Below are 12,166 nucleotides of genomic sequence, written 5' to 3' on the forward strand. Positions count from 1 at the left end.
CGCCGTCATGCTGCGCCTTGCGGCGCGTCGCGGAATGTCGACATGATTGCCTGAGCATCAGGAGACCTCGCCCATGTACATCGCCATGAACCGCTTCCGCGTCACCAAGGGATCGGAAGCCGCCTTCGAGCAGGTCTGGCTGTCGCGCGACACGCACCTGGACAAGGTGCCCGGCTTCGTCGAATTCCATCTGCTGCGCGGGCCCGAGCTCGAGGACCACACGCTGTATGCGTCGCACACCGTGTGGGCGAACCACGCGGCGTTCGACGCCTGGACCAAGTCGGAAGCGTTTCGCGCGGCGCATGCCCGCGCCGGCGACAACAAGCCGCTCTACCTCGGTCATCCCCAGTTCGAGGGTTTTGAGGTGATGCAGACGGTCGGACGCGGCGCCAAATAGCGCGCCGTACCCGGAACGTCAGCCCTTCGTAATCTTGTCGATCTCGGCGAGATCCTCGGCCGTGAGCTGCCAGGCGATCGCCTTGACGTTCTGCTCGACCTGCTCGACGCGGGTGGCGCCGGCGATCACGCTCGACACTTGCGGACGCCCGGCAAGCCAGGAGAAGGCGAGCTCGAGCATCGAATGGCCGCGCGCCCCGGCAAAGGCCTGAAGCTTTTGGACGACGTCCTCGTTGCGCGGCGTGACATAGCGGTCGCGCAGCGCCGGCACCTTGCCGAAGCGCGTGTCGGCGGGCGCTGTTGCGCCGCGCTGATACTTGCCGGTGAGCAGGCCGCTCGCCAGCGGGAAGAACGGCAACAGGCCGAGCTTGTACTCCTGCGCGGCGGGCAGCAGATCCTTCTCGATGTCGCGGACCACGAGACTGTATTCGTCCTGCGCCGAGACGAAGCGGCTGACATTCATCGCGCGCGCGGTGAACTCGGCTTCCGCGATCCGCCACGCCGGAAAGTTGGAATGGCCGATGTAGCGGACCTTGCCCTGGCGGACGAGATCGTCGAGCGCGCGCAGCGTCTCGTCCAGCGGCGTCAGCGGATCGTAATCATGCTGCTGGTAGAGATCGATGTAGTCGGTCTTGAGCCGTGTCAGGCTGGCCTCGACCGCGCTCATGATGTAGCGGCGCGAAGCGCCCTGCTTGGTGCCGTCGGTCGCCATGGGCTTGGAATATTTGGTGGCGAGCACGATGTCCTTGCGGCGGTCGCCGAGCACCGTGCCCAGCACCGTCTCCGAGCCGCCCATGCCGGCATAGATGTCGGCGGTATCGAACAGCGTGATGCCGAGGTCGATCGCCCGATGGATCACCCTGCGCGAGGTTTCCAGATCGGTGCGCTGGCCGAAATTGTTGCAGCCGAGCCCGACCGCGGACACGCGCAGGCCGGAGCCGCCGAGATTACGAATTTCCATGGGAGATCCTGTCAGACGAGAGCAGGCGGCCATTGTGACCGCGGTGCACTGCAGCGGCAAGCGCCTGCCTGCGTTGCAGCCATGCCGATAGGGAGCGGCAGGCAAAAAAATGCGGCCCCTGTCAGACGCGGCGACTGACGGGGACCGCTTGGGCGCTTGATCGGTGACGGGGGGCCTGATCAGACGCAGCTACACCCTAATCCCGGTGTGTTACGCGCCGGTGACAGCTGGAGTTATCCACAGGCCCGAAAAATCAGAAGATCTTGCGATAGACGATGAAGCCGGAGCGTTCCGCGACCTTGTCGTACAGGCTCTGCGCGGTGGTGTTGGTCTCGTGCGTCTGCCAGTAGACGCGCGGCGAGCCCGCGAGTTTTGCGCGCTCGTAGACGCCGTAGATCAACGCCGAGGCGACGCCCTTGCCGCGCGCGGCCTCCAGCGTGAACAGGTCCTGCAGATAGCACGATGGCTCGATCGCGGTGGTGCTGCGGTGGAACAGATAGTTGGTTATGCCCAGCAGCTTGCCGTCGCTCTCGGCGACCAATCCATGCACCGGCTCATAGGCATCGAAGAAGCGCTGCCAGGTCATTGCAGTAATTGCCGGCGCAAGCGCGGTCGGACCGGAGCGGCCGTAGAAGGCGTTGTAGCCGTCCCACAGCGGCAGCCATTGATCGTAGTCCTGCCGGGTGACGAAGCGAATGGTGAGCGACATCTGGGAAATCCGCGGGTCGATGATGCGATGAGGCATCCTTCATACGGGATGATGGCGGTGCGGATCAATCGTGCTGCCAGGCGATCACTCCGCGACGCGCAAATAGCGGATCAGCTTGCGTCCGGTGGGATCGCGCAGCGAGCGATAGTAATCGGCGCGGGCGGGCGCGTCGGTGTGGCGCACGAGGTCGGTGACCGGCGTGTAGCTCAGCATGCGGCCGCCATCGGGCAGCGCGGCGCAGACGAAGCGCAGCACCTCGCCATTGCGCAAGGCGATATTGATCGGCGTGGCGTCGCCGGTCCGCACCATCTCCATGCGCTGCGCGATGAAGACGCCGAGCTCGTCCTCCGGCAATTCGAACGCGCCGGTGTCGCGGCCGTGATACATCAGCGCGATGAAGGGCGGCTTGTCGTCGGCCATCTCGTCCGGCAGCGCGAAATAATCGCGGAATGCGCGGTTGATGAATTCGGCACGGGTCTCGGCGTCGAGCAGCACGATGCCGATATCGACCTGGTCGAGCGCGGCCGATAGCCGCCCTGCGGTGGCGTGGTTGCGTCGCTCGGCCGCGAAGGCATCGAGTAGCCGCTCGCGCATCAATCCGGTGATGGCCGCGGTGCCGGTGGTCGTCAGCGCGAGCAGGCAAAGCTCCACAAGATCGCTTGCGGCAAAGCCTGGCGCGGTGCGATGGCTGAGCGCGAGCAGCACGGCGCCGATCACGGCGATGATGGCGCTGCCGAGTGCGGATGCAAAGCCGGAGAGCGAACCGGCCAACGCCACGATGCCAACGAACAGCGGCGCAAGCGAGAGAGCGGCAGCATGGCGATCGAGCAGGATCGCCAGCAATGCGATCGCTGCCGTCAGCACGGGACCGGACATGGCACGCCATCCGAACCGCATGGGGCCTCGCTCATTCCTCCCTGAACGAGATAAGGCCGTCAGACTGTCCCATGGTTGCACAAGCGCAATCCGGTTTCGCGCAATGCGCTTAAGCGGCGCTTGCGGGCGTGCGCAAAGCTTTCGGATGATTTTAGACCAAATGCGCGTGCTCGATGCGCTGCTGCAGCGCGGGCGCGTTCAGGGTCGATGTCCCCGGACTCCTGCGGGTGCCGACGAAAATCAACAGTGACGCCGCGACCAGGATGGCCGCCGTCAGGGTGATTGCAACGATGACCACAGGCGATTTCATCGGCGTCCCGTCACGATGCCGTCAGGCGCGGGGCCGCGCGGCACCTTGAAGACATTCCGCGATGAAACGGGGATCAGACCGGTAGACCCATCGCCATGGTCGCCTTGGTCGACAGCACTGTCAGGGTGACGATCAGGCAAAGCGAGACGGCGGCGACGGCGAGCGAGGCCGCAACCGCGTTGGTCAGCCGGGAAGACGAGACGGTATCGGTTTGGCCCTGAAAGCCGACCGTGCCGGACGCCCGCATCATGGGTCTAAATCCTTCAACGTGCGAGCGAATCACCCGCGACGCCGAACAATCTCACAATTTCAACCGGCAATATTGGGGCGGCAATTGCGACGAACATGGCGGGATTTGGGCAAAGGTTAACGCCATGCCCGCTATTTCTTAACGCTCCCCTGGTTTTCAGGCCCCGGCGGCGATGCTGGCGGGGTCGTCGATGTCGGCGGGACGCCAATCCATAGCGACGAAGCCGGGCGCGGCCTCGACGCGCTTCAGCCAGTCCCGGATCGCCGGGAAGGGTTGAAGGTCGAAGTCGCAGCGGTCGGCGAGATGGGTGTAGCCGTACAGCGCGATGTCGGCGACTGTGAGCTGGCGGGCGGCGAAATAGTCGCTGGTCTTGAGGTGGTTCTCCATCACCTGGAGCGCGCCATAGCCGCGCTCCATCCAGTCCTCCAGCGCGTGGGTCTGCAGGTCGCGGCCGCCCTTGACCAGCGACAGCCAGAAATAGGCGGCGCCGATGTTCGGCTCGAGCGCGTGCTGCTCGAAGAACATCCATTGCAGCGCCTCGGCGCGATCGATCCGGTTCTCCGGCGCGAGCGGCGTGCCGACGGCGACATACCAGAGGATGGCGTTGGACTCGGCGAGATAGCGGCTGTCGCCGACCTCGAGCAGCGGCACTTGTCCGGACGGATTCTTTGCCAGGAAGTCCGGCGTCTTGCTCTCGCCGCGCAGAATGTCCACCTCGATCGCTTCGTAAGGTACGTTCAGCAGCGCCAGCGCAAGGCGGACCTTGTAGCTGTTGCCCGAACGTTGCATCGAATAGAGTTTGTACATTCTGGGAGGTCGATTCCGAAGGATGGGCAAAGGACGAAAAGGCGCAGCGCTTGTTGCCCCGCACCGCGGCTAAACAATGATGCCGATGCGAATCCGCCGCAAGGGCTCGGCAATAGAAAAACTCGAAAACCCTACCGCACTGCAACGGCAGGAAAGATCATGTTCGCGCGGCGCTGCAAATCAGGTCACGCTTGCGTCAACATGCACGACTCATCGCATCGCGCAATCGTGGTGCAAAGCGGGTGATGGGGCACGACCTCGCTCCGCGCTAACCGCGGGTCTCGCGCGTCAGGACGCCGTCAGTCTTGTGGCGCCTGCGCGGCTCCAAAATTGCTCCGAGGACAAGCCTTTTCGGATATGAGGGGTTTGCCCGGCAAAGTTGCGGAAAATTGCGAAAATCGAGGCCTCGGCCGCGCGAAATTCGTAAACTTTCCGGAGATCGGACCGAAGTTTCTTGCGGTGCAGCGGCACACGTTTTAGGGTGTCTCCATTCCCACAATCAGAGTCGTGAGCCAAAGGGTTCACGACGCTTGTCAGGAGATGACGATGTCCTTCCTTGCCGCTGCGCTCGACCGTGTGAAGCCGTCCGCGACCATCGCGGTCACGGATAAAGCACGCGCGCTGAAAGCGGCGGGCCGCAACGTCATCGGCCTCGGCGCCGGCGAGCCCGACTTCGACACACCCGCCAACATCAAGCTGGCGGCGATCCGCGCCATCGAAGCCGGCAAGACCAAGTACACCGCGGTCGACGGCATCCCCGAGCTGAAGGACGCGATCATCGCGAAGTTTCAGCGCGAGAACGGCGTCGCCTACAAGCCGAACCAGATCATCGTCGGCACCGGCGGCAAGCAGGTGCTCTACAACGCGCTGATGGCGACCATCAATCCGGGCGACGAGGTGATCATCCCCGCGCCGTACTGGGTCAGCTATCCTGAAATGGTGGCGCTCGCCGGCGGTGAGCCGGTGCCGGTTGTCTGCACCGCGGCGACCGGTTTCAAGCTCGGAGCCGAGGCGCTCGAGCGCGCGATCACGCCGAAGACCAAATGGGTGATCCTGTGCTCGCCGTCGAACCCGACTGGCGCGGCCTATACGCGTGCCGAGCTGAAGGCGCTCACCGATGTCCTCGTCAAGCATCCGCATGTCTGGGTGATGACCGACGACATGTACGAGCATCTCGTCTATGACGACTTCCAGTTCACCACCGTCGCGCAGGTCGAGCCCAGCCTTTACGATCGCACGCTCACCGTGAACGGCGTGTCGAAAGCCTATTGCATGACCGGCTGGCGCATCGGCTACGCCGGCGGCCCGGCCCAGCTCATCAAGGCGATGTCGACCATCCAGTCGCAATCGACCTCGAACCCGTGCTCGATCGCGCAATGGGCTTCGGTGGAAGCGCTGAACGGTCCACAGGATTTCATCCCCGCCAACAACAAGGTGTTCAAGGAGCGCCGCGACCTCGTCGTCTCCATGCTCAACCAGGCCAACGGCATCGAGTGCCCGCGCCCCGAGGGTGCGTTCTACGTCTATCCGTCCTGCGCCGGTACGATCGGCAAGAAAGCGCCGTCGGGCAATGTGATTGGAAACGACGAGCAGTTCGTCACCGAGCTGCTGGAGACCGAAGGCGTTGCCGTCGTGCAAGGTTCCGCCTTTGGCCTCGGTCCGGCATTCCGCATCTCCTACGCCACCAAGACCTCGGACCTCGAGGATGCCTGCAAACGCATCCAGCGCTTTTGCGGCAATCTCCGCTAAGCTTGCAGGTACGATCCGGTATGAAAGGGCCCGCGCAAAGCGGGCCCTTTTTCTTTCACATCCGCGCGATCTGGCACGCCTACAACTATTGTGGCATAGAACGCCGAGCGGTTTCCTGCCGCTCCCTCCCTGCTCGCATCACATTCATCGCCGGAGACATTTCATGCGCCGCTCACTCCTTCTCGCCGGGCTCACCGCAGCGAGCCTCGTTGCCTCCGTCGTGGGCGCCAGCGCACAGTCGTCACGGCTGGTGCAGGTCGGCGTGCTCGAATGCCGCGGCGGCGCCAGCATCGGCTTCGTGGTGGGATCGGTCACCAATCTCGGCTGCGTGTTGCGCGTCGATGGCATGCCCGAGGATCGCTACGTCGCGACGATCCGCAAAGTGGGAATCGATCTCGGCATCACCCAGGAGACGGCGCTCGCCTGGGGCGTATTCGCGCCGGTCAACCGGCTCGGCCCCGGCGATCTCTCCGGCAATTACGCGGGCGCGCAGGGCAGCGCCTCGGTCGGCGTCGGCCTCGGCGGCAACGTGCTGGTCGGCGGCTCCAACAATTCGATCGCGCTTCAGCCGCTCAGCGTGCAGGGCCAGGTCGGCCTCAACGTCGCGGCCGGACTCGAAAGCCTGGAACTCCGTCCGGGCCGTTAAGTCGCGCCAGCGGAGGTGTTGCGTTCACCTCTCCCGCTGGGGAGAGGTGGAACACCAACCGCTAAGCCTTGATCGAACTAACGACGCACCGCAGCGACGTTTGACGCTTGCCAAATCTCGGGGACGGGCAGAGCATCTGCGTTTGCCGACCCAATCATGGGCCGAGCTCCAACCAAGGAGGCGGCGAAATGGGACAAGACGTCAGAAGTCCCCGAGGTCCACGGTGCATTGCGCTGGTGGGCCCTTTCCAATCAGGTAAAACCACACTGCTCGAAGCGATCCTGGCGCGGACGGGCGCAATCCCACGCGCCGGCAGCGTCGACGCCGGTACGTCGGTGGGCGACGCCACACCTGAGGCCCGTCATCACAAGATGACCGTCGGGCTCACTGCTGCCACCACGAGTTTCATGGGCGACAGCTATACCTTCCTGGATTGTCCCGGTTCCGTCGAGTTCGCCCATGACATGCGCGCCGCGCTTCCCGCGGTCGACGCCGCCATCGTGGTCTGCGAGGCCGACGAGAAGAAGCTGCCGCAGCTTCAGATCATCCTGCGTGAGCTGGAGGAGCTGAAGATCCCGCGTTTCCTGTTCCTCAACAAGATCGACCGCGCCAACAAGCGCATCCGCGAGTCGCTCGCAATGCTCCAGCCCGCCTCGCGCGTGCCGCTGGTGCTGCGCCAGATTCCGATCTGGAAGGGCGAGCTGATCGAGGGCTTTGTCGATCTCGCGCTGGAACGTGCGTTCATCTATCGCGAGCACAAGGCCTCCGAAGTCATTGCGCTCGACGGCGGCAATCTCGATCGCGAGAAGGAGGCCCGCTTCTCGATGCTGGAGAAGCTCGCCGATCATGACGACGCGCTGATGGAGCAATTGCTGGAGGACATCCAGCCGCCGCGCGATGCGGTGTTCGATGACCTCGCCCGCGAATTGCGGGATGGGCTGATCTGTCCTGTGCTGCTGGGTGCGGCCGCGCGAGAAAACGGCGTGTTGCGTCTGATGAAGGCGTTGCGTCACGAGGCGCCTGATATCACCGAGACCGCAAAACGTCTTGGTGCGCCGGAAAGCAAGGACGCGCTCGGCTTCGTCTTCAAGACGCTGCATTCGCAGCACGGCGGCAAGCTGTCGCTGACGCGGTTGCTCGCCGGCCATCTCGACGACGGCGCCACGCTGCAATCCTCCTCCGGCGGTGCGAGCCGCATCTCCGGCATTCTCGCCGTCAGCGGCGCTTACGACAGCAAGCGTGCATCGGCCGAAGCCGGCGACACCGTTGCGCTCGCCAAGCTCGACGCAGTCAAGACCGGCGACACCGTCTCGAGCGGCAAGACCGCGCCGGCTGCGCTGAAAGCCTCGGAGCCGACGCCGCCGGTGCTTGCCATCTCGGTTGCGGCCACCGACCGCAAGGACGATGTCAAGCTCGGCCAGGCCTTGATGCGATTGCACGAGGAGGATCCGTCCCTCGTCATCGTGCAGAATGCCCAGACCCACGACACCGTGCTGTGGGGACAGGGCGAGATGCACCTGCGTGTCGCCAGCGAGCGGTTGAGCGACCGCTTCGGCGTCAAGATCACCTCGCATCCGCCCGCGATCGGTTACCAGGAGACCATCCGCAAACCGATCACCCAGCGCGGCCGCCACAAGAAGCAGTCCGGCGGTCACGGCCAGTTCGGCGATGTCGTGCTCGACATCAGGCCGCTGCCGCGCGGCGAGGGCTTCAAGTTCGCCGAGAAGGTCGTCGGCGGCGCGGTGCCGCGCAATTATATTGGCGCGGTGGAAGAGGGCGTCGTCGACGGGCTCGCCCGCGGCCCGCTCGGCTTCCCCGTCACCGATTTGCAGGTGACGCTGACGGACGGCTCCTATCACAGCGTCGATTCCTCCGACCTTGCCTTCCGCACGGCAGCGCGCGTCGGGCTCAACGAGGGTCTGCCGCAGTGCCAGTCGGTCTTGCTGGAGCCGATTCACGTGGTCGAGATCGTCTGTCCGACCGATGCCACCGCCAAGATCAACGCGATCCTGTCGGCGCGGCGCGGCCAGATTCTCGGCTTCGACACCCGCGACGGCTGGAGCGGCTGGGACTGCGTCCGCGCTATGATGCCGGAAGCCGAGATCGGCGAACTGATCGTCGAACTCCGTTCCGCCACGGCCGGCGCCGGCAGCTTCACGCGCCAGTTCGACCACATGGCCGAAGTCACCGGCCGCGCCGCCGACCAGATCATCGCCGCGCATCAGCACGCGGCGTGACACCCCTACCGAAGTAAGGATCACCCCTCTCTCCGTCCCTCTCCCCGCAAAAAAAGCGCGGAGAGGGAGTGTTTTTGCTTGACTATATTTGATGTATTTTACATCATTGTATATGTTCAAGATATCACTTATAAGCGTTGATACGTGAGGCCGAGGTGATCACGTCATTTCAGATGCGGGCAGCCCGGGCGCTGCTCGGCATTGACCAGAAAACCTTGGCGGAACTCGCAGGCGTTTCGCTGCCGACCATCCAGCGGATGGAGGCGAGCACCGGCAACGTTCGCGGCGTCGTTGAGACCTTGATGAAGGTCGTCGAGGCGTTCGACCGGGCCGGCGTCGAGCTGATCGGCGAGCAGGCGCGCAGCGAAAGCGGCGGACGTGGCGTTCGGCTCAAGGAACCTGGGCCGCCGCGTCTGGTGGGAGCGTGATCCCGCGATGATCATGCTCGAGAGCAGGTTGAACTAGCGCATCGTTGCGGCCCGCACGATGCATCGGAGCGTTGTGGGGCATGAGCATCACAGGCGAACACGCAGGCAAGCTGCAACAGCTTCGTCGACCGACCTTTACCGAACTCTATCTGCCGAAGCTCGTGACCGTGTGGCGCGAGGGCTATGGCTTGGCGGATCTCCGCGCCGATGTGTTCGCAGGCCTTACCGTCGCGATCGTCGCGCTGCCGCTGTCGATGGCAATCGCGATCGCCTCGGGCGTCACGCCGGACCGCGGCCTCTACACCGCGGTGGTTGGCGGCTTCATCGCGTCGCTGCTCGGCGGCAGCCGGTTCCAGATCGGTGGACCGGCCGGCGCCTTCATTGTGCTGGTTGCAGCGACCGCCGATCGACACGGCGTCGACGGCGTCATCCTCGCCACCCTGATGGCGGGGCTTTTCCTGATCGCCGCCGGCTTCCTGCGCATCGGCACCTATATCAAGTTCATTCCCTATCCCGTGACGGTCGGCTTCACGGCCGGCATCGCCGTGATCATCTTCGCAAGCCAGCTCCGCGATCTCTCAGGGATCACGCTGGCGGGCAAGGAGCCCAGCGAATTCGTTTCGAAACTCGCGGCGCTGGCCGGAGGCCTGCACACCGTCAATCCGTCGGCGCTTGTAGTCGCACTCGTCAGCATTGGCATCATCGCTTTCTTGCGGCGCTGGCGGCCGTCCTGGCCCGGCATCCTGATCGCAGTCGTGCTCGCGGCGATCGCGAGCGCCGTGCTGTCGCTGCCGGTCGAGACCGTCGGATCGCGCTTTGGCGGCATTCCGCGCGAATTGCCGTTCCCGGCACTGCCGGCATTTTCGCTTGCGAAGGCACAGGCGGTGCTGCCGGATGCGATCGCGTTCGCGCTGCTGGCCGCGATTGAATCGCTGCTTTCCGCGGTGGTCGCCGACGGCATGACCGGACGCCGACACCGCTCCAATTGCGAGCTCGTCGCGCAAGGCGCGGCCAATATCGGCTCGGCGCTGTTCGGCGGCATCTGCGTCACCGGCCTGATCGCGCGCACCGCGACCAACATCCGCGCCGGCGCACGGGGGCCGCTGGCGGGCATGCTGCATTCCGTCTTCCTGCTGCTGTTCATGCTGATCGCGGCTCCGCTCGCAAGCTACATCCCGCTGGCCGCGCTCGCCGCCGTGCTGGTGGTGGTGGCCTGGACCATGGCGGAGAAGCACGAATTCGCCACGCTCCTGCGCTCGTCCTGGGGCGACGCCGTCGTGCTGCTCGCAACCTTCCTGCTCACGATCTTCCGCGACCTGACCGAAGGCATTCTGGTCGGATTCGCGCTCGGCGCGGTGTTGTTCATTCATCGCATGTCGGAGATGACTGATATCGAGGAGCGCGCGCCGCTGGTGGCCGCCGACCGTCCCGATGACGGCAATGGCGAGCGCGTTCCTTACGATCCCGCGCTTGCGGTCGATCGCGACGTGCTGGTCTATCGCATCACCGGCGCGTTCTTCTTCGGCGCGGCCGCGGCAATCGGCAACGTGCTCGACGGCGTCGCCGACACGCGCAAGGGCATCGTGGTCGATTTCGCCGCGGTGCCGTTCCTGGATTCGACCGCGGCAAACGTGCTCGGCCGCGTCGCCGCCAAGGCGCACCGCCAGGGCATCAGGCTGTTCATCACCGGCGCCTCACCCGCCGTCCGACGTGCGCTGCTCACCCACGGCGTCACGCCGCCTCGCGCGCGCTATCGCGCAACCATCGAGCGCGCGGTCGCCGATATCAAGGGCGTGCGAGGTGCAGTTGCCCCCGTCGCCGACGAGACCGTGAGCTAGCAGCCTGATCATCACTGTGGCGCCGGCGCGCTTGACAGGACCGGCCGGACGCGAAATGGATCGCCCTCGAACACGACCCGAGGGAAGGATGACCACGCCCAAGGCTCCCGCAGCCTGTTTGATCGGATGGCCGGCCGCGCATTCGCGCTCGCCGCTGATCCATCATTATTGGCTGCGCACGCTCGGCATCGAAGGCGGCTATGTCATCGAGGCCGTGCCGCCGGATGATTTGCGCGATTTCGTGCTTCGGCTGTCGCTGCGCGGCTTTGTCGGCGCCAATGTCACCATTCCGCACAAGGTCGGCGTGCTCGAACTGTCGACCCCCGATGCGCGCGCCAAGGCCGTGGGCGCCGCCAACACGCTGTGGTTCGAAGACGGCGAACTGCGTTCGACCAATACCGATGTCGAGGGCTTTCTCGGCAATCTCGACGCCAGCGCGCCTGGCTGGGACAAGGCCGGGGAGGCGCTGGTGCTGGGGGCGGGCGGCTCCTCGCGCGCGGTCGTGTTCGGCCTGCTCGAACGCGGCTTCACCAATGTCCATCTTGCCAACCGCACCCTGGCGCACGCCGAGGCCCTTGCGACGCAGTTCGGACCGAACGTGCTTCCGCTGGCCTGGGATGGGATCAGCGACGTCCTGCCGCGGGCCAAGCTTCTCGTGAACACGACCTCGCTCGGCATGCATGGCCAGCCTGCGCTCGCGGTCGATGTGGCGCGGCTGCCGGAAGCCGCCGTCGTCGCCGACCTCGTCTATGTTCCCCTGGTGACGCCGTTGCTCGCGGCCGCCAGGGCCCGCGGGCTGAGGACCGCCGATGGGCTCGGCATGCTCCTGCACCAGGCGGTGCGCGGCTTCGAGCTCTGGTTCGGCCAGCGGCCTGAAGTGACCGCCGAGCTCCGCGCGCTGGTCGAGGCCGATCTCACAAAGACTTGAGAGAATAGTGCGTCGTCTCCGGCGTTCTATC

13 protein-coding genes are annotated in these 12,166 nt (G+C 65.0%); 7 read left to right on the forward strand and 6 right to left on the reverse strand.

All coding sequences use genetic code 11. The features are described 5' to 3' along the window. Window positions 1-73: 73 nt before the first annotated feature. On the forward strand, window positions 74-397 hold the full coding sequence (hmuQ, locus tag L6637_RS22715) for a heme-degrading protein HmuQ (protein WP_237864438.1): 324 nt from the start codon (window positions 74-76) through the stop codon (window positions 395-397). A gap of 18 nt (window positions 398-415) precedes the next feature. Here hmuQ and L6637_RS22720 read toward each other — a convergent pair whose 3' ends face one another. From L6637_RS22720 to L6637_RS22745, 6 genes are all read right to left on the reverse strand, one after another. Then, window positions 416-1,357 carry an aldo/keto reductase gene (locus L6637_RS22720; RefSeq protein ID WP_237864437.1) on the reverse strand — a complete coding sequence of 314 codons (942 nt, stop codon included), beginning with the start codon at window positions 1,355-1,357 and terminating at the stop codon, window positions 416-418. Between the two features lie 253 nt (window positions 1,358-1,610). Continuing rightward, window positions 1,611-2,066: a GNAT family N-acetyltransferase gene (locus L6637_RS22725; protein ID WP_237864436.1), complete on the reverse strand. Its 456-nt coding sequence runs from the start codon at window positions 2,064-2,066 to the stop codon at window positions 1,611-1,613. Window positions 2,067-2,150: 84 nt separating this feature from the next. Further along, complete coding sequence (locus tag L6637_RS22730; protein ID WP_237864435.1) at window positions 2,151-2,963, reverse strand: PAS domain-containing protein; 813 nt, start codon at window positions 2,961-2,963, stop codon at window positions 2,151-2,153. Between the two features lie 130 nt (window positions 2,964-3,093). Next, window positions 3,094-3,252 (reverse strand): hypothetical protein, encoded by a 159-nt coding sequence (locus L6637_RS22735; RefSeq protein ID WP_237864434.1) that lies wholly within the window; start codon window positions 3,250-3,252, stop codon window positions 3,094-3,096. A gap of 73 nt (window positions 3,253-3,325) precedes the next feature. Then, entirely contained in the window at window positions 3,326-3,502 is a 177-nt protein-coding gene (locus L6637_RS22740; protein ID WP_164933646.1) for a hypothetical protein, read from the reverse strand. Window positions 3,503-3,658: 156 nt separating this feature from the next. Then, on the reverse strand, window positions 3,659-4,309 hold the full coding sequence (locus L6637_RS22745; RefSeq protein ID WP_237864433.1) for a glutathione S-transferase family protein: 651 nt from the start codon (window positions 4,307-4,309) through the stop codon (window positions 3,659-3,661). A 546-nt stretch (window positions 4,310-4,855) separates the two neighbouring features. On the opposite strand from L6637_RS22745, the gene L6637_RS22750 reads away from it, so the two are divergent. The 6 genes from L6637_RS22750 to L6637_RS22775 all read left to right on the forward strand — a co-directional run bounded on the left by L6637_RS22750 (window position 4,856) and on the right by L6637_RS22775 (window position 12,135). Then, window positions 4,856-6,058: a pyridoxal phosphate-dependent aminotransferase gene (locus tag L6637_RS22750; protein ID WP_209960265.1), complete on the forward strand. Its 1,203-nt coding sequence runs from the start codon at window positions 4,856-4,858 to the stop codon at window positions 6,056-6,058. 163 nt (window positions 6,059-6,221) lie between these two features. Then, the gene (locus tag L6637_RS22755) at window positions 6,222-6,704 is read left to right on the forward strand and encodes a DUF992 domain-containing protein (RefSeq protein ID WP_237864432.1); all 483 of its coding nucleotides are present in this window, start codon (window positions 6,222-6,224) and stop codon (window positions 6,702-6,704) included. Window positions 6,705-6,892: 188 nt separating this feature from the next. Further along, on the forward strand, window positions 6,893-8,941 hold the full coding sequence (locus L6637_RS22760) for an elongation factor G (protein ID WP_237864431.1): 2,049 nt from the start codon (window positions 6,893-6,895) through the stop codon (window positions 8,939-8,941). Between the two features lie 155 nt (window positions 8,942-9,096). Continuing rightward, window positions 9,097-9,369 (forward strand): helix-turn-helix domain-containing protein, encoded by a 273-nt coding sequence (locus L6637_RS22765; protein WP_237864430.1) that lies wholly within the window; start codon window positions 9,097-9,099, stop codon window positions 9,367-9,369. Window positions 9,370-9,449: 80 nt separating this feature from the next. Next, window positions 9,450-11,207 (forward strand): SulP family inorganic anion transporter, encoded by a 1,758-nt coding sequence (locus L6637_RS22770; protein ID WP_237864429.1) that lies wholly within the window; start codon window positions 9,450-9,452, stop codon window positions 11,205-11,207. Window positions 11,208-11,295: 88 nt separating this feature from the next. After that, window positions 11,296-12,135: a shikimate dehydrogenase gene (locus L6637_RS22775; protein ID WP_237864428.1), complete on the forward strand. Its 840-nt coding sequence runs from the start codon at window positions 11,296-11,298 to the stop codon at window positions 12,133-12,135. Window positions 12,136-12,166: the final 31 nt, after the last annotated feature.

It is taken from the genome of Bradyrhizobium zhengyangense (assembly GCF_022012435.1).
Classification (GTDB): domain Bacteria; phylum Pseudomonadota; class Alphaproteobacteria; order Rhizobiales; family Xanthobacteraceae; genus Bradyrhizobium; species Bradyrhizobium zhengyangense.